A 19,805-nucleotide genomic window follows, 5' to 3' on the forward strand; every position below is an offset into this window, starting at 1 on the left:
TCTGGGAGTAATGCCGCCACACCCACACTTCCCTCTCGGCTCAACCTGATGTCCCCGACTACAGGTGAGCGTTCATGATGGTCATCCTCGGAGACGGATCCGTGAAAGCGTCGTCTAGTAGGCGGAGTTTCCGCCAACTAGGGCCAGATCTCACAGGTACGGAGTGATGGGCTGAAAGAAGAACATTCCGCGCCTTAAACAGCGCTGCCGCCGCGACGGACCCGAAAGGCCCGCCGCGGCGGCAATGGTGCGGATTCCGCTAAGGAACTAGAAGTCCCAGTCGTCGTCTTCCGTGTTCACGGCCTTGCCGATCACGTAGGAAGATCCCGAGCCGGAGAAGAAGTCGTGGTTCTCGTCGGCATTCGGTGACAGGGCCGAGAGGATCGCCGGGTTCACGTCCGTCAGGGTGGACGGGAACATGGCCTCGTAGCCCAGGTTCATCAGCGCCTTGTTGGCGTTGTAGTGCAGGAACTTCTTGACGTCCTCGGCCAGGCCGACGCCGTCGTACAGGTCATGCGTGTACTGGACTTCGTTTTCGTACAGCTCGAAGAGCAGCTCGTACGTGTAGTCCTTCAGCTCCTGGCGGCGCTCCTCGGGAACCGTCTCCAGACCGCGCTGGAACTTGTAGCCGATGTAGTAGCCGTGCACTGCCTCGTCACGGATGATGAGGCGGATCAGGTCGGCCGTGTTTGTGAGCTTGGCCCGCGAGGACCAGTACATCGGCAGGTAGAAGCCCGAGTAGAAGAGGAAGGACTCCAGCAGGGTGGAAGCCACCTTGCGCTTCAGGGGATCATCGCCGCGGTAGTAATCGGTGATGATCTGCGCCTTCTTCTGCAGGTTCGGGTTCTCCGTGGACCAGCGGAAGGCCTCGTCAATCTCCTTGGTGGAAGCCAGGGTGGAGAAGATCGAGGAGTAGCTCTTGGCGTGCACGGACTCCATGAACGCAATGTTCGTGTAGACCGCTTCCTCGTGCGGGGTGAGCGCATCGGGGATCAGCGAGACGGCACCGACGGTGGCCTGCATGGTGTCCAGCAGGGTCAGGCCCGTGAACACACGCATGGTGAGCTGCTGCTCATCCGGAGTCAGCGTGGCCCAGGACTGGACGTCGTTGGACAGCGGCACCTTCTCCGGCAGCCAGAAGTTGTTGACCAGACGGTTCCAGACCTCAACGTCCTTCTCATCCTGGATCCGGTTCCAGTTGATCGCCTGGACGCCGTCGATCAGCTTCAGCTTCTCGGTCATGAATAATTCCTTGTCTTCAAAAGTTCGGGGAAGGGGGTGCGGAAAGCGGCAGCCTTACAGCATGCAGGAAACGCAGCCCTCAACCTCGGTGCCTTCCAGCGCGAGCTGGCGCAGGCGGATGTAGTAGATGGTCTTGATGCCCTTGCGCCAGGCGTAGATCTGCGCCTTGTTGATGTCGCGGGTGGTTGCGGTGTCCTTGAAGAACAGCGTCAGGGACAGGCCCTGGTCCACGTGCTGCGTCGCAGCGGCGTAGGTGTCGATGATCTTCTCGTAGCCGATCTCGTACGCATCCTGGTAGTACTCCAGGTTGTCGTTGGTCAGGTACGGAGCCGGGTAGTAGACGCGTCCCAGCTTGCCTTCCTTGCGGATCTCGATCTTCGATGCCACCGGGTGGATGGAGGAGGTGGAGTTGTTGATGTAGGAGATCGAGCCCGTGGGCGGCACGGCCTGCAGGTTCTGGTTGTAGATGCCGTGTTCCATGACCGAAGCCTTCAGCGCCTCCCAGTCAGCCTGGGTGGGGATGTGCACGCCGTCGAACAGTTCGCGGACACGCTGGGTCTGCGGTGCCCATTCCTGGTTGGTGTACTTGTCGAAGTACTCCCCCGTGGCGTACTTGGAGCGCTCGAAGCCGGCGAACTTGCGGCCGGTCTCGATGGCCAGCAGGTTCGACGCCCGCACGGCGTGGTAGACCACCGTGTAGAAGTAGATGTTCGTGAAGTCGATGCCTTCTTCGGAACCGTAATAGACCCGCTCGCGTGCCAGGTAGCCGTGCAGGTTCATCTGGCCCAGGCCGATGGCATGCGACATGTCATTGCCCTTGGCAATGGACGGAACGGAGCCGATGTGGCTCATGTCCGAAACGGCGGTCAGCGCACGGATAGCCGTCTCGATGGTCCGGCCGAAGTCCGGCGAGTCCATGGTCTTGGCAATGTTCAGCGAGCCGAGGTTGCAGGAGATGTCCTTGCCGGTCTCGTCGTAGGACAGGTCATCGTTGTACGTGGTGGGCTGGGAAACCTGGAGGATTTCCGAGCACAGGTTGGACATGATGATCTTGCCGTCGATCGGGTTCTCCCGGTTCACCGTGTCCTCGAACATGATGTACGGGTAGCCGGACTCGAACTGGATCTCGGCGAGGGTCTGGAAGAACTCGCGGGCACGGATCTTGGTCTTCTTGATCCGGGAATCGTCCACCATCTCGTAGTACTTCTCGGTGACCGAGATGTCGGAGAACGGCATGCCGTAGACCTTCTCGACGTCGTACGGCGAGAACAGGTACATGTCCTCGTCGCGCTTGGCCAGGTCGAAGGTGATGTCCGGGACGACGACGCCGAGGGAGAGGGTCTTGATGCGGATCTTCTCGTCGGCGTTCTCGCGCTTGGTGTCGAGGAACCGGTTGATGTCCGGGTGGTGGGCGTGCAGGTACACGGCACCGGCACCCTGGCGGGCACCGAGCTGGTTCGCGTAGGAGAAGCTGTCCTCAAGGAGCTTCATCACGGGGATGACGCCGGAGGACTGGTTCTCGATCTGCTTGATCGGCGCGCCGACCTCGCGGATGTTGGTCAGTGCAAAGGCGACGCCGCCGCCGCGCTTGGAGAGCTGCAGCGCGGAGTTGATGGAGCGGCCGATGGACTCCATGTTGTCTTCGATGCGCAGCAGGAAGCAGGAGACGAGCTCGCCGCGCTGGGCCTTGCCGGCGTTGAGGAACGTGGGGGTGGCCGGCTGGAAGCGGCCCTCGATGATTTCGTCCACCATCTGCGTGGCGAGCTGCTCGTCGCCGCGGGCCAGGTGCAGGGCAACCATGCAGACACGGTCTTCGTAGCGCTCCAGGTAACGCTTGCCGTCGAAGGTCTTCAGCGTGTACGAGGTGTAGAACTTGAACGCGCCGAGGAAGGTTTCGAAGCGGAACTTCTTCTTGTAGGCGCGGGTGTACAGCTCCTTGATGAAGGTCATGGAGTACTGGTCGAGCGTTTCCGGCTCGTAGTACTCGTTCTTGACCAGGTATTCCAGCTTCTCTTCCAGGTCATGGAAGAAGACCGTGTTGTTGTTAACGTGCTGGAGGAAGTACTGGCGCGCAGCAGCGCGGTCGGCGTCGAACTGGATCTCTCCGTTCTTGCCGTACAGGTTCAGCATGGCGTTGAGCTCGTGGTAGCCCAGGTCCTTGTAAGCCTCCGGGAGCTCCTTGGAGTCCGTCATGCCGGCTTCTGCGACTGATGTGTCCAAAACTTTTCCAATCCTTCGTTAACCTTGGCAACGTCCTCGGACGTGCCCATGAGTTCAAATCGATACAGCACGGGGACCTGGCACTTCACGGCGATGATGTCCGCCGCGAGGCAATAGGAGTCCCCGAAGTTTGTGTTGCCCGCCCCGATCACACCCCGGATCAAGGAGCGGTTGCGCTCGTTGTTCAGGAACTTGATGACCTGCTTGGGAACGGCGCCCCGGGCTGCGGCCCCCGGTGATGCAGCCGTTCCACCGTAGGTGGGAAGCAGCAGTACGTAGGGCCGGGTGGCCAGCAGTGTGGGCTGGGAGGTGTGGAGCGGAAGAGCCGCCGCGAAGATCCCGAGCTTTTCCACAAAACGGCGGGTATACCCGGAGGCTGAGGAGAAGTAGATCAGGGAGGCGTCCGTTTCCGGTTGTCCATCCCCTGCGGATGCCGATGCCGGCGCAAAGCCGGCTTGGTCTGCCATCCCCAGTGCCATGGTTGCTGCGCTCCTGACGGGTATTGCGCGGGTGGTGCGTGATGCGAGGTGCTGCGGCGGGAAAGCCGGACGGAGCCCGGCGGCTCCCTAGGCTACGGAGGAAACCTGCGCCTGGGCCAGCTCTTCGATCTTGTCGGGCCGGAAGCCGGACCAGGAGTCCTGCTCGGTGACGACAACGGGGGCCTGCATGTAGCCCATGGCACGGACGCGCTCGAGGGCCTCGGGGTCCTGCGACATGTCCACGCTCTGGTACACAATGCCCTTCTTGTCGAGGGCGCGGTAAGTGGCGTTGCACTGTACGCAGGCGGGCTTGGTGTAAACCGTAACGGTCATGGCGTGGTCTCCCCTAGTGAAGCGTGAAGTCTGTTCTGTGCTGCTGGATGGTGCCTGATGAAGCTGGCGATACTGGTCGTTCGTTGTGTTCAAAAAGTTGCTTGTGGAGCTTGGTGAAGCTCTCGAAGTCTGTTCCTAGATACTACATCCAGTTCCATGCCCAGACACTACATCTAGTGCGCCCCTCAAGGTGGAACCCCTACATGATGTATTACAAGTATGTCATTACAGGGGGCCGCCGTCCACAGTTTGTGCACAGGGCATGCCGCGTAAATAGGCGGGATTCCAGCGGCCCGGCAGGGGTTCTCCACAGCCTGTGCAGAACGCGATGCACATGTGACGAGGCAGGCAAGATTCAAGCGTGTCGCGTACCGTGGGCGTGTCGGGTCTAGTACCCGCCAACACTAGATATTGTGGTCGGCCCCGCAGGGGCGAGGAAGGAGGGTGCCGGAATGGTCAACCCCGTGCACCTGAAGACGCTGCTGGAGGTTCTCCGCACCGGGTCGTTTGCCGGAGCCGCCCTGCGGCTGGGCTACACGGCCTCGGCCGTGTCCCAGCAGATGTCCGCCCTGGAGAAGGACACCGGTGCGCGCCTGTTCGAGCGTTCCGCCCGCACCGCCTCGCCCACGGAAGCCGCCGTCGTCATGGCCCGGCACGCCGTCAAGGTGCTCACCGACATGGATGCCCTCCTGGCGGCCGCGGCCCGTCCCGGACCGGGCAGCTCAGAGGTGCTGCGCCTGGGCATCTTCCCCAGCCTGGCCACCTTCGCCCTGCCGGAACTGCTGGCGTCGCCCCAGTGGCGGGATCTGGGAATTGACCTGCTGCTTTCCGTCGCCGAACCGGCACAGACTATCCAGGGGCTGCGCACGGGAGGGAACCTCGACGTCGCACTGGTGTACCAGGTGGGCCAGGGCGGGCTGGCCTGGCCGTCCTCCATCAGCCGCCGCTGGCTGGGCGACGATAATTTCCGTGTGGTGCTGCCCGAGTCCTGGGGCATCCGCAGCGGTGCCGAGATGTCCGCCGAGCAGCTGGCGGGGATGCCCTGGATCATGCATCATCCAGGCACCCCCGATGCCCTGGTGATCGAGCGGCTCTTCGCCAGCTGCAGCCTCCACCCGCAGGTGGCCGCGTACTGCGATGACTTCAACGCCAGCCTGGCCATGGCTTCCGCCGGCCTTGGCGCGGCGCTGGTTCCCGAACTGGCGATGCTGAACCGGCCGGCCGGCACCGTAGTGCTGGATGTCCCCGAAATCCGGCTGGCCCGTAGCATCTTCGCCCTGCTGATCCACGAACAAAACGTGCAGGTCCGGCTGTTCCTGGACCGGCTGGCCGATGTACTGGGCCGCCGAAGCATAGTGCCGCTCCCCACATCCGGTGCCCGGCAGGGCTGAAAAGTCGTTTCCTGAGTTAGGCCCGGGCCATACTCGAAACATGACCACTGGCGAAAAAACCATCTCCAAACGGTCATTGAGTGCCGTTACCAACCGGGTGACCGGAGTCCTGCGCGTCACCCGCTTCCAGCTCGCCTTCAAGGCCACCCTCGCTGTCGGCATCGCCTGGACACTTGCCCCGCACGTGCCGGGGGTGGCTTCGCAGTACCCCTATTACGCTCCGCTGGGTGCCATTGTCAGCATGTACCCCACCGTCTCCGGCTCCTTCCGCACCGGCATGGAAACCCTGGCCGGCCTGGTGACCGGCATGCTTTTGGCGCTGGGGGCCCTGCTGATCGGCACCCCGAATGTCTGGACCATTTCCGTGATCGTCGGCATTGGCGTGCTGCTCGGCGGGTTGAACTTCCTGGGGGCGTCCGGCCGGGAATACGTGCCGATGGCTGCGCTGTTCGTGCTGCTCCTGGGCGGTGATGATCCGGACGGCTACTCGTTCGGCTACGGCGTGCAGATGCTGGTTGGTGTCGTTGTCGGGCTGGCCGTCAACGCCCTCGTCTTCCCGCCCCTGCACCTGAACGGCGCCGTCAACGGGCTGGTCACACTGCGGAAATCGCTGGCACGGCAACTGCGGGACATGGGAACGGCGCTGGAGGAAACCTGGCCGCCCAAACACGAGGACTGGTCCCAGCGCGAGAGCGAACTGGATACCCTGACCAAGGAGGTCCGGGAAGCCGTGGAGCTGGCGGACACCAGCCGGCACGGAAACATCCGCAGCCGCAAGTACAGCCGTGATTTCACTGCCGACTACCGGGCGCTGCGGGCCATGGAACGCGCCACCCGGCATGTGAAGGACATGACCGAAGTCCTCACCGACGCCATCTGGCGGAATCCGCAGAACGTCGCTGTCCCGGCCGCCCTGACCGTACCCCTGGCCAAAGCAGTAAACGGCTGCGCCGAAGCGGTGGAGGCCTGGGATCCCGAAAGCGAGGAGCACTCCACGGCAACCCAGGCGCTCGTGGAACTGGTGCGCCTGGTCAACACCTCGGGCTCGGCCGACAGCCCCGTGGATGCGACGGCCGCCCTGGCCATGGACCTGCGCCGCATCCTGCGGATCATCAACACGGAGTCCGACGGCGACGCCTAGGTCCGCGCCGCCCTTTCCTGCAGCGCGGGCGGACGGTTAGACTCCCCCGCAGCAGGGACCGCAACCAGGCCGCGCCGCACGAAGGATGACGCCGGACAAGGGACAGCGCCGTGAAAATTGTCGTTACCACGCCCACGGGGCACGTTGGTTCCCGGGTCTTAAGGCTGCTCATCCAGGCAGGCGTCCGGCCGACGGCCCTGCTGCGCGACGCCTCCCGGCTGGAGCCCGGACTCCGGGGGTTCTGCGATGTGGTGGAGGGCAACCAGGACGATGAGGACGCCGTCCTGCGTGCCACCTTCGGCGCCGATGCCCTGTACTGGGTGGATCCGCCCAGTGATGACGACGACCCGCTGGACGGCTATGAGCGGTTCGGGGAGACGGCCGCCGCAGCGGTGACCGCCAATGCCGTTCCACGCGTGGTGTTCCAGAGCAGTGTGGGAGCCGAGGTCCGCAGCGGGTTCGGTGAAGTGGACGGCCTGGCCCGCACCGAAGTACTGCTGAACGGTACGGGCGCGCACGTGACGCACCTGCGCTGCGGCTATTTCTTCACGAACCTGCTCGCTGATCTGGACTCCGTGCGCGCCGGCGTGCTGACCACCATCCTGCCCGTCGAGCACCGGATGCCGTGGGTCGATCCGCGGGACATCGGGGACGTTGCGGCCGCGCGGCTGCTGGCCACGGACTGGCACGGCAGGCGCACCCTCGGGGTTCTCGGCCCGCAGGACCTCTCGTGCCGTGAGGTTGCTGCGGTTGTGGGTGCCGCCGTCGGCCGCCCGCTGGCCGCACTGCAGATATCCGAGACGGAGTATGCCGGCATGCTGCGCGGGGCCGGACTAACGGAGGCCAGGATCGAGGGGATCCTGGGGATGTCGCGCGGCCAGCTGGACTTCACCCCGGAAGACCCCCGCAGCCTGGTGACCTCCACCCCCACCTCCCTGGCGGCGTGGGCTTACGATGTCCTTCGCCCGGCCCTGAATCCGCAGAGCTAGTACACGGGAAATTACCCCCTGGAAGCCGGTTTCAGGAAATTAATTGCATTCCCCAAAAAGCCTGAAATAAAGGGCATCCAAGGGCTGGCGGGCCCTCCGGGAACGCGTCTTCTTATTGACACTGCCCGGCGGAAAAGCAAGACTTCGAAATGTAAACACAGATTGAACTGCGATTCATAAAGCACCATCCGTAGGGGTCAGCCGCCCGGAAATCGGGTTAGACAACATGGAGGGCCTCCCCACTAAAAAGGGGAACCAATGTTAATGAAAAAACGCAGAATTGCACTGCCGGCATTAGCCGCATTCTCACTTGCCGCTATCTCCTTGTCGGGTTGTTCAACAGCAGATACAGGGGAAGGCTCCGCTGTCTCGGAGACCCCGGCAAGCCAGAGCCCGGGAGCCGACCCGTCCGAGTCCGCGCTCCCGGTCGCGGCGCCGGATCCGGGCGCAGCCGCTCTGGTCGTCCAGACCAATAGCCGGAACGGCGGCGTCCGCGCCGTCCGCGGTCTCAAGACCGAGGCCGAGGCCGTCACCCTGCAGGCAGCCTGCGCCCAGACCGGCACCATCACCATCGAGCTGGCCAGGGTAGGACCAATGGAGCTCTCATGCGGGCCGGATGCGAACAACCATTCGCCTACCGTGGACATCAGGCCCGCCGCAGGGGCGCTCGATGTGGACGTACACGGCACCGAAGGCGTTCCCTGGGGAGTAACGATCACTGAGGCGGAACTGCCTTAAACGCGAACCGGCTCGTACCCTGGGACCTCCAGGGCACGAGCCGGTTCGCGAAAGGGGGAAAACTAGCCCTCGTCGGTCAGCAGCCCGAGCTCCGCGAGCTGACGGGCCATCCCGGCGCCGTCGGGCGCGTAGATCCAGGGGACGTCCACGGGGGTCTCCCCCGGCTTGCCCGTCCGTCCGCCGGCCAGCACCGCTTCGCCGGCCGACAGCTGGCGGATGGCAATGGCCCGAACGTTTTCCGGGTGGCGCTGGGCGAAGTCGGCGTAGATTTCTTCGTCATGCTGGCCGTTATCGCCGATCAGCAGCCACTTGATGTCCGGGAATTCCTGGGCCAGCCGTTCCAGCTGGCTGCGCTTGTGCGCCTGGCCGCTGCGGAACCAGCGGTCCGTGGTGGGACCCCAGTCGGTCAGCAGCAGCGGACCGGCCGGATAGAGGTTGCGGGTAATGAACCTGGTCAGCGTAGCGGCGACGTTCCAGGCGCCGGTCGAGAGGTAGAGCACCGGGCCCACGGGGTTTTCCCGTGCCAGGCGGTCCATCATCACCGCCATTCCCGGTGTGGGCGTACGGGCGTGCTCGTCGAGGACAAAGGTGTTCCAGGCTGCCAGCATCGGCCGTGGAAGTGCGGTGACCATGATGGTGTCGTCAATGTCCGACACGACGCCAACCTCGGCCGCCGGATCCACCACGTAGATCGGCGCGGTGGTTTCCTCGCCGTCTTCGGAACGAAGCAGGACGGTGGTCCAGCCCGGAGCAAGATCCGCAGGAAGGACGGCGTCAACCACTCCTCCCCGGTCCGCGGTGACCACATGCTTCTGGTCGCCCACAACCACGGTGACCGTGGCTTTGTTGACCGGCGGGCTCATGAAGTTCCGCCAGCCGCGGATGCCGTCGGCGATCGCCTTGGACGCCATCGACTTTTCAGCGCCGTCAAAATAACCGGGCTTGGCCAGGATGACCCGGCCAAGTACGCGCACCCATTCCGTGGAGCCGTATCCGGTGAAGGGAAGGACTATCTGCACGTCCCCCCGCTTCCGGGCACGTTCATCGCGCCATGCATGCAGGGAATCCTCCATGCGCATGCCGAGGTGGGCCACCGGAGTTTTATCCGCCGGACGGTCTGCGGGGTTTTTTGTCATATTCCTAGTCTGTCAGATGCTTCGATCGCAGGTATTTGCCGGATCAGCACGCTAGATGCGGTACTTTGACCGGACCGGGCAGTCGAACGGATCCCGGGCGGAGAGCCCCACCTCGTTGAGGTACCGGACCACAATGGCGTAGGACTGCACGAGCGTGGTCTCGGTGTAGGGGATGGAGTGCTTGGAGCAGTGTTCCTTCACCAGTTCGCTGGCCCGGGCCAGCGACGGCCGGGGCATGCTCGGGAACAGGTGGTGCTCCACCTGGTAGTTCAGTCCACCCATCAGGGTGTTCATGCCGCGGCCCACGATGTTCCGCGAAGTCAGAACCTGGCGGCTAAGGAAATCGACCTTGGAGTCCCTGGGGAGAATCGGCATGCCCTTGTGGTTCGGGGCGAACGAAGCACCCATGTAGACACCGAAAACTGCAAGCTGCACGCCGATGAAGGCGAAGGCCATTCCCACCGGCAGGAAGAAGAACACGGCAGCCAGGTACAGGCCCAGACGGGTGAAGACCATGACCAGTTCGGAGATGCGTCCCTTGACCTGCTTGTTCGCGAACAGGTGCTTGATGGACGTCGCATGCAGGTTGATGCCCTCCAGCATCAGCAGCGGGAAGAACAGCCATCCCTGGCGGCGTGCAAACCAGGCCATGAAGCCCTTCTGCCGTGCCGCCTGCTCCGGAAGGAAGGAGATGGTGTCCATGTCGATGTCCGGGTCCTTGCCCACCGTGTTGGGGTTGGCATGGTGCCGGCTGTGCTTGTTCATCCACCACTGGTAACTGATGCCGACGACGGCGTTTGCCACGAACTTACCGGCCCGGTCATTAGCCGGCCCCGATTCGAACACCTGGCGGTGCGAGGCCTCGTGCGCAATAAACGCTAGCTGCGTCAGGAGGATGCCCAGCGCCGCGGCGATGAGCAGCTGGAACCAGCTCTCCCCGATAAAGAAAGACCCTGTGGCGGCGGCAACCAGGCCGATGCACAGGAACACGAAAGTGGTGATGTAGAAAGAGCTCCGGCGCTTCAGCAGGCCTTCGTCACGGACGGCTTTAAGCAGTCCGGAGTAGGTGCTGGTGACGTTATTCCGGCGCGGCTTCTTTTCGCTCGGGACTTCTTCAACGGGTGCAGTGGAGGATGCGGTTAAACTCATGCGGCCTTCTGGTGGTGTACGACTTCCCAGTCGGCGTGGCGAGCGGTTTCGCTCTGCGGATGTGACCACCCTAACCCGGAAGGCTGGTGTTTGTCTGTGACATTGCGCTGCGGCTGCCGAGCGTTGCGTGCTGGAGGGTGCGGCATTCCGCGTTTAGGGTGGGTGCAGACAACGGAGGTCACCATGGGTAACCGCAACGACGCCGGGACTCCGGCTCCCCCTCTGCAACTGTTCCCGCCCGGCTTGCCGGGAACACCGGAGCCGTCCGGTGTTCCCGTGTCCCCTCCCTGGCTGACCCCCGAAACCTATTGGCCCGCATTGTCGGAGGCCACCGCGGCCCTGCCGGCACCGGTGGCGGTGCTGGGGCTGGAGGCTCTTCGGTCCAACGCTGCGGACCTGCTCCGGCGCGCCGGCGGCATGCCCCTGCGGATTGCCAGCAAGTCCCTCCGCGTCCGCGGCGTCATAGAGGCGCTGCTTCAGCTCCCCGGTTTTCGGGGCGTTTTCGGTTACACACTCCCCGAAGCCCTGTGGCTGGCGGAGCGGTGCACGGATGTTTTAGTGGGATATCCCAGCACGGACCGGCCGGCCCTCACCCGGCTGCTGGGCGACGAACGGCTGGCCGCCCGGGTGACCCTGATGGTCGACGACGAGTCCCAGCTGGACCTGATAGATGCCCTGGCACCGGCGGGCAAGCGCCCGGAGGTGCGTATCTGCCTGGATGCGGACGCCTCCTGGCAGGCGCCGGCGCTGGGCTTCATCGGCACCCGGCGGTCTCCCCTGCACACCCCGGACGACGCCGTCCGACTGGGCCGTCGGATTGCCGCCCGCCCCGGCTTCCGGCTGGTGGGTTTGATGATGTACGAAGCCCAGGTGGCCGGCGTGGGCGACGCGGTTCCCGGGGCAGGCCCGCGGAATGTCCTCATGCGGCACCTGCAGCCGCGGTCCATGGCCGAGCTCCTCGGCCGCAGGCAGCTCATTGCCGGGTGGCTGCGCGATCTGGCCCCGCTCGAATTCGTGAACGGCGGCGGCACCGGCTCCATCGAAGCCACGCGCGCGGACCCGGCGGTCACCGAGATTACGGCCGGTTCCGGACTCTTCGGCGGACACCTGTTCGACAACTACCGTGCGTTTACGCCGGCCCCTGCCGCCGCCTACGCGTTCGACGTCGTCCGCCGTCCGACGTCGGACACCGCCACCGTGCTGGGCGGCGGATGGATCGCCTCGGGGCCGCCGGGAGCCAGCCGCCTTCCGCGTCCGGTCTGGCCGGCGGGCCTGCGTTTCCTCCCGCGGGAAGGGGCGGGAGAGGTACAGACTCCCCTGCACGGAGCGGCTGCCGGGACGCTGCGTCCCGGTGACCGCGTCTGGTTCCGGCATGCCAAGAGCGGCGAGCCGGCCGAACACCTCAACGAGTACCAGGTCGTGGACGGCGGGAAGATCGTGGACACGTTGCCCACCTACCGCGGCGAGGGGAAGGCGTTCCTGTGAGGACGGCGGGCGCCGGGTGGGAAAACTGGGGACGGAACGTTACTGCGGAACCGCTTCGCGTGGAGCGCCCGATCGATACCGCCGGCCTGCAGCGTTGCGTGGCCGGCGCGGCCGGCGCCGGGCAGCGGGTCAAGGCCGTAGGGGCGGGCCACAGCTTCACCGACATTGCCGCCACCGACAGCGTCCAGCTGGACCTCAGTGCCCTGCAGGGGGTAGTCGCAGTGGACACCGAAAGGTGCCGGGTGCGGCTCCGGGCCGGCACCCGGCTGCATCGGATTCCGGCACTGCTGGAACCGTACGGACTGGCAATGCCGAACCTCGGCGACATTGACCGGCAGTCCATCGCCGGTGCAGTTTCCACCGGGACGCACGGAACGGGTGCCGGGTTCGGCGGAATGGCCACCCAAGTGGCGGGCGTGACCCTGGTCCAGCCCGACGGCGGCCTGCTCAGCGTGGGCAGCGGGGATCCCCTGCTCCCGGCCGCCGCCCTCGGACTGGGTGCCCTGGGTGTCATCGCCGACGTCACCCTCCAGTGCGTACCCGCATTCGTGCTCCAGGCCGAAGAACGGTCCGAGCCCCTGGCGGATGTGCTCGAGGGACTGGACGACCGGGTGAAAGCAACCGACCATTTTGAGTTCTACTGGTTTCCGCACACCGACCGCGCTGCCACCAAGGCGAACACCCGCCTGCCCGGTGCTGCCTGCTGCCGTCCGCCCGGTCCCGCTGCGCGCTGGATTAACGACTCCCTGCTGGCAAACACCGTGTTCCGGGGTACCTGTGCCGTAGGCAGTGCGGTACCGGCGGTTGTCCCTGCCGTGAACGCCGCCGCGGCACGGCTGCTCGGCGGCCGGGACTATTCGGACGCTTCGGCGCGGGTCTTCACCACCCGGCGCAACGTGAGGTTCCGGGAGATGGAGTACGCCGTCCCGGCGGACCGCCTGGGCCCGGCCTTCTCCGCCCTCCGGGAGCTGATCGAGGAGCGCCGCTGGCGGATCTCTTTTCCCGTGGAGGTCCGCTGGGCGGCGGCCGATGACCGCTGGCTGTCCACCGCCTACGGCCGGGAGACCGCCTATATAGCCGTGCACCGCTATTACCGGGAGGACTTCGCCGAGTACTTCGACGCCGTCGAGGAACTTATGCTCGCCCACGGCGGGCGGCCGCATTGGGGCAAGCTGCATTCGCTCCAGGCGGCGGCACTGGCGGAGCGGTACCCGCGTTTCAGGGACTTCCTGGCGGTACGGGAGCAGCTGGATCCGGGCCGGGTCTTCGCGAACGCCTATCTGGACCGGGTGCTGGGCGCCTAACGGCCATCGCGCCGGAGGCACCGTACGATGGTCTGCAGCCGACCCGAAGGAGTGCCGTGACCGCCGCGCCCGCCCAAAGCCAGACCACCGTCCTGCCCCGCTCGTGGTGGTGGGGATTCCTGCCTTTCGCAGCAGCCTCTGCCGTTCATGTCGGGGCGCGGGCAGTCGAAGCCACCGACATCGCCGAACCCACCAAACTCACCCTGATGCCGCTGCTTGCCGTCGCCGCCCTCTGGGGCGCGCGCGGCGTCGTCCGCGGGCCTGCCGGCCGGATGCTGCCGGCGGCACTGCTGCTTGCGGCCCTGTTCTTCTCCTGGATCGGTGACGGCGCCGCCGCGTTCTTCCCGTCGGCACCGGAACTGCCGGTAATGCTCGGCTCCTTCGGCCTGGCCCACGTCTGTTATATCTGGCTCCTGGCGGGGTACGCCGCTGCCGGACGAATCCCGCGGTGGGCACTGGTCTTCCCGCTGTGGTGGGTACTGATGCTTGTGGTGCTGTGGCCTGCACTGGGCGGTCTGGCCCTGGCCGTGGCCGCGTACGGCATTGTCCTCGCCGGCACTGCGGCGACGGCGGCGCGCTGCCGGCCGATGGTGGCCGCCGGCGGCCTGCTGTTCCTGGCCTCGGACACGATCCTGGCCGGCCGGATCTTCCTGCCCGAGCAGATGCCTGACTGGACCAATCCCCTTGTCATGCTGACCTACTGTGCGGGGCAGGCCCTTATTGTTGCCGGGGTGCTTCGGACCTGGCGGGACGGACGCTGAGGGTCCAGCCCCCGGTGGAAACGCCTCAGCCCTCCGCGGGCCGCATCATCGGCGGGCTGAGGTACTCGTCCTTGACGGTGAATACCGCTGCGGGGGCACCCTTCCCGCGGAGGACCTTGCGTCCGGTGTCCCGCAGGGCGCCGGTCATCTTCCGGGTGAAGTTCCCGGCGTCGAGCTTGTCGGTGTTCCACACGGCCTGGTACACGCGGCGCAGCTGGTAGAGGGCAAATTCCTCAGGCAGAAGCCTGGCTGCGGTGAGGGTGTATTCGATCTTGCCGGCAAGGCGGTCCAGGGCCGCGGTGAGGATCTCGCGGTGGTCGAAGGCCAGCGCCTCATTGGCGAGGACGTCATATACCGGCATCCACTGCGCGGCTGCAGTGTCGGTGCCCGGGTTCAGCGCGGGCAGGGCGCTGCCGTCGGTTGCGAGCAGCGCCAGATGGGCGACGGACACAACGCGCATCCGCGGGTCGCGAACAGGTGAGCTGTAGGTGGCGAGCTGCTCGACGTAGGCGCGGTGCGCACCCAGGTCCAGTCCGGTTTCCTCCTGCAGCTCACGCCACGCAGCCGTGAGGGCATCCTCATCCGGCCCCACGAAGCCGCCGGGCAGCGCCAGGGCACCCTTGAAGGGATGCCCTCCGCGGCGGACGAGGGCTGCATGGAGGGTGCTTCCTTTGACGGCGAAGACGACCAGATCCACGGTCAGCGCAACGGAGGGATACTCCCTGGGCGCGTAGTCCTGAAGGAACTGCTCTTCTTCGGTGGCCATCAGGCTCCTGTCAGTACCGTCCGCTTTGCCCAGGGCGGTGAGGTGAAGCGGTTCCGCTGGGCGATGATGAGGTCGATTATCTCAGTTGCCGTGGATATCCGCTCCTCCGGAGTGCCGGAAACAAGGATCCAGGAATGCCCGGCTGCCGTGAGCTCCTCCTTGAACCACTCGGTCATTTCGGCCCGGGGGTGCTCCGGATCGCGCCATCCGTCGTCCTCGAAGGGCACGCCGTCGTGGTCGGTGACGAGGTAGAGGTCGCGGCGGGGCAACCGCTCCACGGCATGGTAGGAACCGTAGCTTTGCTCACCGATGTAGATCCGTTCAAAGAGCGCAGTGGCGATCACATCCGTATCGGCAATGACCAGCGGACACCGCGCCGCTGCTTCGTTTTCCATCTCGTTCTGCCGTTCCCCGATGACGGCGAAATCCTCCGCGGTCCAGACCATGTCGGACAGGACGGCGTCGGGCTTGGTTTCCTGCAGAGCGGCGAACTTGTCATAGGTGTACTGGCGGCCGAATTCGGGAACGTCGACGAGCTCGGGGAAGCTCGCCCGGTAGTGCTCGGTCAGTGCCCGGGCGAGGGTGGTGGTGCCGGCGGACTCGGCTCCGACCACGATGATTCGCACGGCCATGTCCTGCCGGGCACCTTTGATGATGTTCCGCCAGGCTGCGCCGATGTCGTCCCGGCAGAGGGTGCCGCTGACGGGATAGGCGGTGCGGAGCCTGTCCACCATGACGTGGGCCGCGCCGAAGTCCTGCGCGAGTTCGCTGCCGTAGTCCTCGGAGCTGAAGACGGCGTCGACGGCTGTGATGCCCTTTAGCTTGAGGGCGATGCGCAAGGCCTCGTTGTGTGCCTTCCAGATGGTCCGGGAGTTGTAGTCCACCGGGCAGTCGTCCGGCATCCCGATGACCGTTACGTTCGTCTCTGCGAACTCGGCGGCAAGCCACTTCACCCGGTCTTCAAGGGCGATACTCTCGAACCGGCTGCCAAGGATGACGACGGCGAGCCTTGTGCACTGCTCCGACGCCCGGGCGATGAGGTGCCGGTGGCCGACGTGCGGCGGATAGAACTTGCCGATCACGACACCCTGGCCAAACAGGCTCATGCCGGTATCTTTCCGGCCTCGGCAGCCGGGCGGACGGCCGCGGTGCGGGTGCGCTTCCAGTCGATAAGACCGTAGACGCAGAGGGCGGTGAAACCGATGTAGAGGATGGCGGTGAGGTTGAGTCCGCGGGAGAAGTACAGCGGAACACTGACGAGGTCGATGGCAATCCAGACGTACCAGTGCTGGAAGATCTTCTTCGCCTGTCCGTAGGTGGCCAGGAGCGACGCGGCCAGGACGAAGGCATCGGGCCAGGGAACCTCGGAGTCGGTTCCGTGCGTGAGGATCATGGCGATCCCCACGGTGGCCAGGACGACGGCGGCGATACCGGCAATAATCTCGTTCCGGCTTGCGTCGCGGATCGGCAGGTCGCTTTTCTGCTCCGTATCCTTGGCGCCGCGGACCCAGTTGTACCACCCGTAAACGGCGACGCCGGCGAACACGGCCTGCAGGAGGGTCTCGCCGTAGAGCCCGGCCCCGAAGAAGAGAACCATAAACGCGATGTTGTTGATGATGCCCACGGGCCAGTTCCAGGCCTTCTGCCGGGCGACGCCGTAGACGCAGGCAGCACCGGTGACGAACCCGATGACTTCGATCCAGCTGACGGGTGCTCCAAGCAGGGATGCTGCCGGCGAGTTCATCCAGTCCAGTACTGCATTCATGACGCTCTCCTGATTTATTGTCAGTGTGACAATGAGTAGCCTAAGGCCGATGGTGAGAGAACGGAAGACCTGCCGTGGACCAGTATTGAGAGCTACGTCACAACAAACCGGAGCATTCCGGGCACTAAAAAACCGCTGGACACAGGATTTCCCGTGTTCCAGCGGTCTTGTTGGTGGAGCTGAGGGGACTCGAACCCCTGACCCCCTGCATGCCATGCAGGTGCGCTACCAGCTGCGCCACAGCCCCGAACTTTCAGTGATTTTCCACCGCAAACCCTTCGGTCTCCCGAAGGTTTTGGTGGAGCTGAGGGGACTCGAACCCCTGACCCCCTGCATGCCATGCAGGTGCGCTACCAGCTGCGCCACAGCCCCAAAACTAAAGGTTGTTTACTTCACTTTCCCGTTCACCGGGGCGAAGCAACTCCTCTACCTTAGTACAAATCAACAGGAGCGCAAAATCCACTCAGCGCTCCCCTGACGGGCAGGAAAGAGGGTCTTTCAGCCCTCCACCGGGCCGCTGGGAAGCGAGTCCAGCCCCACGTTGTGCTGGGCCAGGTGCCAGGCGGAATTCCCGTGCCGGTCCGGGATTTCCTGAAGGACCGACCAGTGGCAATTGGATACCCCCGAGATGACCGCCCAGGACTCCGTAGGCAGGCCGAGCAGCGCGCAGATTCCGGCGCGGATCGCTCCCCCGTGGCTTACGGCCACAAGCGTGCCGCCGGCAGGCAGTTCCTGGACGGCCTCCCCCACTGCCTCGGCGACCCGCCGGCCGACGTCGACGCGCGTTTCCCCGCCGCCCGCCCGGGCGCTGCCTACTCCCGCCGACCAGGCGCTGAGCAGCGGTGCGTCCTGCTCCGCGATCTGTGTGAAGGTACGCCCTTCCCACGTGCCGGCAAATGTTTCCCGCAGGCGTTTGTCCTCCGCCACGTCAAGACCGGTCTCGGCGGCCAGGACCCTGCCTGTGCCCAGGGCACGGCTCAGGTCCGAGGAAACTATCGCGTCGGGTTCGAGGAACCGCAGCACTGCCGCCGCCTCGGCAGCCTGCCGCAGGCCGGTGTCGTCAAGGGCAATATCCTGCTGCCCTTGGAAGCGCCCCGCCCGGTTCCATTCCGTACGTCCATGGCGCCAGAAAACCACCCGGCGCGACGCGGAATCCGGATCCCAAGGGGCAGGGGCGCTCATGGTCACAGGCTATTCGGACTCGGCGCCGGCAGGAGCGTCTTCAAGCTGGAGGTCAACCTCGGGGCAGTCCTTCCACAGACGCTCCAAGGCGTAGAACACGCGGTCCTCCTCGTGCTGGACGTGCACAACGACGTTGGCGTAGTCCAGCAGGACCCAACGGCCTTCGCTGCGTCCTTCACGGCGCACGGGCTTGAGGTCCATCTTGGACAGTTCCTCTTCGATGCCGTCAACAATGGCGTTGACCTGGCGCTCATTCGAGGCCGAGGCAATGAGGAAGACGTCGGTGATGGCAAGCCGTTCGCTCACGTCGATTGCGACGATATCGTCCGCAATCTTGGCCGAGGCCGCTTTGGCCGCCGCCCGTGCAATGTCGATGGAAGATTCGGTGGCGCTCAAAGTGTGTCTCCTTGGGGTAATCGGTCAGCCGCCAAGGCCGCCGACGATCATTAGTACTCCGACGATCAGGGCAAGTGTGCCCAGACCTGCAACTCCGGCGGCCGCAAAACGCAGCCTCCGGGTACGGCCGAGTCCGGCCGTCATGACATCTAGGGGGTCAAGCCCGAAGGCACTGCGGGCACCGATGGGGGCCGCAGCTTCCTCGGATTCAACCGGTTTATTGACCAGCGCATCAGCGCGGGCGAGGATCCGTGAATGGCGCACGTCCGTGGCGCCGACGGGTACCCGGCGCGGCACGGACGCCGGACGCTGGGCAGGAACCGCCGGCAGGGGCCGCGCGGCAGCAGCCTCCGGATCCACCACCGGCGTCGACGAGGTGACAATGGGAATGTGCGAGGTCTGCGGCGCCTTCATCACGGGATGTTCCATCCCCGGGACCTTCACGAACTCGAGCGGCGTCACCATCGCCAGGTTGTGGGCAGTACTCGGGTCGCTCGGCGACGGTTTGCGCTGCTCGTTTTCCTGCGACAGTTTCTCGATGGCGCGGGTGCGGCGGTTCAGTACCTTGGCACGTTCGGCCAGGGCCTTCTGCTGGGCCAGCAGTTCCAGGTCCACGGCCTGCGGATCATCAACCTGCAGTGCCTCCATGGCCGCAACATGGTTGCGGGCCTGTCCCTCCAGTGCCTGGCGGGCAGCCAGGGCCTGTTCCACGCTCATACCCTCGACGTCGGCGTTCGGGTCGGTGCCGGCAGCGGGACCGGCGGCCGGACCTTCCGTAACGGCGGGAGTTGCCAAAGCCGGTGCCGCGCGGCGGCTCTGCTTTCGGGATGCCCGAGAGCTCAATTCCTGCTCGTCCTGCGTTTCCGCAACCTGCCGTTCCGAAGCCTTAAGCTGCGGAGCCTTGGGCTCCGGGACCTGGGACTCCGGTTCCGCGTCCGTACCCGCCAAGGACGATTGCCGGCGTCGTTCCCGACGCAGCGACGGACCGGCAGGTGCCGGTGGAGACGGTTCGGAAGAGACCGGTCCGGTTGCCTCCGGCGAGGCCGGGACATCCGCGGGCAACTCAGCCGAGCCGGCCCCGGTACCCGCAGCTGCAGCACGCTGTTGCTGCTGCAGCCTCAGCTGGCGGCGGGTGGGCGGCGCAGTCTCAGGGTCACGGCGCTCCGGCGTCTCTGCCAGGGCCTTGTACGCACGCAGCGCTTCCCGGTCCCGGGCACGCTGCTGGGACTCACGTTCCCGCGGCCCGGCCGGGGAATCCACGGGTACGTCGGCCGCCCGGCGGCTGCGCCGCGGCGCGGACTCTGGACCGTTAGTCATTTCCTACCCAT

19 protein-coding genes and 2 tRNA genes are annotated in these 19,805 nt (G+C 65.3%); 7 read left to right on the forward strand and 14 right to left on the reverse strand.

Annotated elements, in window-relative coordinates; translation table 11 throughout:
• Positions 1 to 267: 267 nt before the first annotated feature.
• The 4 genes from nrdF to nrdH all read right to left on the reverse strand — a co-directional run bounded on the left by nrdF (position 268) and on the right by nrdH (position 4,274).
• Positions 268 to 1,242, reverse strand: a complete 975-nt coding sequence (gene nrdF, locus NNX34_RS10380; RefSeq protein ID WP_229951693.1) for a class 1b ribonucleoside-diphosphate reductase subunit beta — start codon at positions 1,240 to 1,242, stop codon at positions 268 to 270.
• A gap of 54 nt (positions 1,243 to 1,296) precedes the next feature.
• On the reverse strand, positions 1,297 to 3,435 hold the full coding sequence (nrdE, locus tag NNX34_RS10385) for a class 1b ribonucleoside-diphosphate reductase subunit alpha (RefSeq protein WP_255766596.1): 2,139 nt from the start codon (positions 3,433 to 3,435) through the stop codon (positions 1,297 to 1,299).
• A complete protein-coding gene (gene nrdI / locus NNX34_RS10390) occupies positions 3,432 to 3,929 on the reverse strand; it encodes a class Ib ribonucleoside-diphosphate reductase assembly flavoprotein NrdI (protein ID WP_255766423.1) in 498 nt (165 codons plus the stop codon). Before nrdI ends, nrdE begins: the two co-directional genes overlap by 4 nt.
• A 99-nt stretch (positions 3,930 to 4,028) precedes the next feature.
• Positions 4,029 to 4,274 (reverse strand): glutaredoxin-like protein NrdH, encoded by a 246-nt coding sequence (gene nrdH / locus NNX34_RS10395; protein WP_146361766.1) that lies wholly within the window; start codon positions 4,272 to 4,274, stop codon positions 4,029 to 4,031.
• Positions 4,275 to 4,726: 452 nt separating this feature from the next.
• Here nrdH and NNX34_RS10400 point away from each other — a divergent pair, with 452 nt between their 5' ends.
• From NNX34_RS10400 to NNX34_RS10415, 4 genes are all read left to right on the forward strand, one after another.
• Positions 4,727 to 5,665 carry a LysR family transcriptional regulator gene (locus NNX34_RS10400; protein ID WP_255766424.1) on the forward strand — a complete coding sequence of 313 codons (939 nt, stop codon included), beginning with the start codon at positions 4,727 to 4,729 and terminating at the stop codon, positions 5,663 to 5,665.
• Between the two features lie 40 nt (positions 5,666 to 5,705).
• Positions 5,706 to 6,806, forward strand: coding sequence for an aromatic acid exporter family protein (locus NNX34_RS10405; RefSeq protein WP_255766425.1), 1,101 nt, complete (start codon positions 5,706 to 5,708; stop codon positions 6,804 to 6,806).
• A 110-nt stretch (positions 6,807 to 6,916) separates the two neighbouring features.
• Positions 6,917 to 7,795 carry an NAD(P)H-binding protein gene (locus NNX34_RS10410; RefSeq protein WP_255766426.1) on the forward strand — a complete coding sequence of 293 codons (879 nt, stop codon included), beginning with the start codon at positions 6,917 to 6,919 and terminating at the stop codon, positions 7,793 to 7,795.
• Positions 7,796 to 8,059: 264 nt separating this feature from the next.
• Positions 8,060 to 8,533, forward strand: a complete 474-nt coding sequence (locus tag NNX34_RS10415) for a hypothetical protein (RefSeq protein ID WP_255766427.1) — start codon at positions 8,060 to 8,062, stop codon at positions 8,531 to 8,533.
• Between the two features lie 62 nt (positions 8,534 to 8,595).
• Here NNX34_RS10415 and NNX34_RS10420 read toward each other — a convergent pair whose 3' ends face one another.
• Positions 8,596 to 9,669 (reverse strand): App1 family protein, encoded by a 1,074-nt coding sequence (locus NNX34_RS10420; RefSeq protein WP_255766428.1) that lies wholly within the window; start codon positions 9,667 to 9,669, stop codon positions 8,596 to 8,598.
• Positions 9,670 to 9,720: 51 nt separating this feature from the next.
• Positions 9,721 to 10,818, reverse strand: a complete 1,098-nt coding sequence (locus NNX34_RS10425; RefSeq protein ID WP_227921104.1) for an acyl-CoA desaturase — start codon at positions 10,816 to 10,818, stop codon at positions 9,721 to 9,723.
• A 276-nt stretch (positions 10,819 to 11,094) separates the two neighbouring features.
• Between NNX34_RS10425 and NNX34_RS10430 the strand changes: the two genes are divergently transcribed.
• The 3 genes from NNX34_RS10430 to NNX34_RS10440 are packed head-to-tail and all read left to right on the forward strand — an operon-like array spanning position 11,095 to position 14,368.
• Positions 11,095 to 12,303, forward strand: coding sequence for an amino acid deaminase/aldolase (locus NNX34_RS10430; protein WP_255766429.1), 1,209 nt, complete (start codon positions 11,095 to 11,097; stop codon positions 12,301 to 12,303).
• Entirely contained in the window at positions 12,300 to 13,607 is a 1,308-nt protein-coding gene (locus NNX34_RS10435) for a D-arabinono-1,4-lactone oxidase (protein WP_255766430.1), read from the forward strand. Before NNX34_RS10430 ends, NNX34_RS10435 begins: the two co-directional genes overlap by 4 nt.
• Positions 13,608 to 13,663: 56 nt before the next feature.
• Complete coding sequence (locus NNX34_RS10440) at positions 13,664 to 14,368, forward strand: lysoplasmalogenase (RefSeq protein ID WP_255766431.1); 705 nt, start codon at positions 13,664 to 13,666, stop codon at positions 14,366 to 14,368.
• A gap of 25 nt (positions 14,369 to 14,393) precedes the next feature.
• On the opposite strand, the gene NNX34_RS10445 is transcribed toward NNX34_RS10440, so the two are convergent.
• The 8 genes from NNX34_RS10445 to NNX34_RS10480 all read right to left on the reverse strand — a co-directional run bounded on the left by NNX34_RS10445 (position 14,394) and on the right by NNX34_RS10480 (position 19,794).
• Positions 14,394 to 15,134 (reverse strand): NUDIX domain-containing protein, encoded by a 741-nt coding sequence (locus tag NNX34_RS10445; protein WP_255766432.1) that lies wholly within the window; start codon positions 15,132 to 15,134, stop codon positions 14,394 to 14,396.
• A complete protein-coding gene (locus NNX34_RS10450; RefSeq protein ID WP_255766433.1) occupies positions 15,134 to 16,240 on the reverse strand; it encodes an AAA family ATPase in 1,107 nt (368 codons plus the stop codon). Before NNX34_RS10450 ends, NNX34_RS10445 begins: the two co-directional genes overlap by 1 nt.
• Positions 16,237 to 16,899, reverse strand: coding sequence for a nicotinamide riboside transporter PnuC (gene pnuC, locus NNX34_RS10455; protein ID WP_255766434.1), 663 nt, complete (start codon positions 16,897 to 16,899; stop codon positions 16,237 to 16,239). The genes NNX34_RS10450 and pnuC overlap by 4 nt, the downstream gene beginning before the upstream one ends.
• A gap of 171 nt (positions 16,900 to 17,070) precedes the next feature.
• A tRNA-Ala gene (locus NNX34_RS10460) sits at positions 17,071 to 17,146 on the reverse strand.
• 49 nt (positions 17,147 to 17,195) lie between these two features.
• A tRNA-Ala gene (locus NNX34_RS10465) sits at positions 17,196 to 17,271 on the reverse strand.
• Between the two features lie 126 nt (positions 17,272 to 17,397).
• A complete protein-coding gene (locus tag NNX34_RS10470; RefSeq protein ID WP_255766435.1) occupies positions 17,398 to 18,081 on the reverse strand; it encodes a histidine phosphatase family protein in 684 nt (227 codons plus the stop codon).
• A 9-nt stretch (positions 18,082 to 18,090) separates the two neighbouring features.
• On the reverse strand, positions 18,091 to 18,477 hold the full coding sequence (gene rsfS / locus NNX34_RS10475; protein ID WP_227921091.1) for a ribosome silencing factor: 387 nt from the start codon (positions 18,475 to 18,477) through the stop codon (positions 18,091 to 18,093).
• A gap of 24 nt (positions 18,478 to 18,501) precedes the next feature.
• Entirely contained in the window at positions 18,502 to 19,794 is a 1,293-nt protein-coding gene (locus NNX34_RS10480; protein ID WP_255766436.1) for a hypothetical protein, read from the reverse strand.
• Between the last annotated feature and the right edge of the window lie 11 nt (positions 19,795 to 19,805).

The organism is Arthrobacter sp. zg-Y1116 (assembly GCF_024385485.1).
Taxonomy (GTDB): Bacteria; Actinomycetota; Actinomycetes; order Actinomycetales; family Micrococcaceae; genus Arthrobacter_B.

What these genes read in the sequence shown, in the direction of transcription:
- pnuC (WP_255766434.1), bottom strand. Translation starts at nt 16,899, where the DNA reads ATGAATGCAGTACTGGACTGGATGAACTCGCCGGCAGCATCCCTGCTT.
- NNX34_RS10450 (WP_255766433.1), bottom strand. Translation starts at nt 16,240, where the DNA reads ATGAGCCTGTTTGGCCAGGGTGTCGTGATCGGCAAGTTCTATCCGCCG.
- NNX34_RS10445 (WP_255766432.1), bottom strand. Translation starts at nt 15,134, where the DNA reads ATGGCCACCGAAGAAGAGCAGTTCCTTCAGGACTACGCGCCCAGGGAG.
- NNX34_RS10415 (WP_255766427.1), top strand. Translation starts at nt 8,060, where the DNA reads ATGAAAAAACGCAGAATTGCACTGCCGGCATTAGCCGCATTCTCACTT.
- nrdH (WP_146361766.1), bottom strand. Translation starts at nt 4,274, where the DNA reads ATGACCGTTACGGTTTACACCAAGCCCGCCTGCGTACAGTGCAACGCC.
- nrdF (WP_229951693.1), bottom strand. Translation starts at nt 1,242, where the DNA reads ATGACCGAGAAGCTGAAGCTGATCGACGGCGTCCAGGCGATCAACTGG.
- NNX34_RS10425 (WP_227921104.1), bottom strand. Translation starts at nt 10,818, where the DNA reads ATGAGTTTAACCGCATCCTCCACTGCACCCGTTGAAGAAGTCCCGAGC.
- nrdI (WP_255766423.1), bottom strand. Translation starts at nt 3,929, where the DNA reads ATGGCAGACCAAGCCGGCTTTGCGCCGGCATCGGCATCCGCAGGGGAT.
- NNX34_RS10400 (WP_255766424.1), top strand. Translation starts at nt 4,727, where the DNA reads ATGGTCAACCCCGTGCACCTGAAGACGCTGCTGGAGGTTCTCCGCACC.
- NNX34_RS10420 (WP_255766428.1), bottom strand. Translation starts at nt 9,669, where the DNA reads ATGACAAAAAACCCCGCAGACCGTCCGGCGGATAAAACTCCGGTGGCC.
- NNX34_RS10480 (WP_255766436.1), bottom strand. Translation starts at nt 19,794, where the DNA reads ATGACTAACGGTCCAGAGTCCGCGCCGCGGCGCAGCCGCCGGGCGGCC.
- NNX34_RS10405 (WP_255766425.1), top strand. Translation starts at nt 5,706, where the DNA reads ATGACCACTGGCGAAAAAACCATCTCCAAACGGTCATTGAGTGCCGTT.
- nrdE (WP_255766596.1), bottom strand. Translation starts at nt 3,435, where the DNA reads ATGACGGACTCCAAGGAGCTCCCGGAGGCTTACAAGGACCTGGGCTAC.
- NNX34_RS10470 (WP_255766435.1), bottom strand. Translation starts at nt 18,081, where the DNA reads ATGAGCGCCCCTGCCCCTTGGGATCCGGATTCCGCGTCGCGCCGGGTG.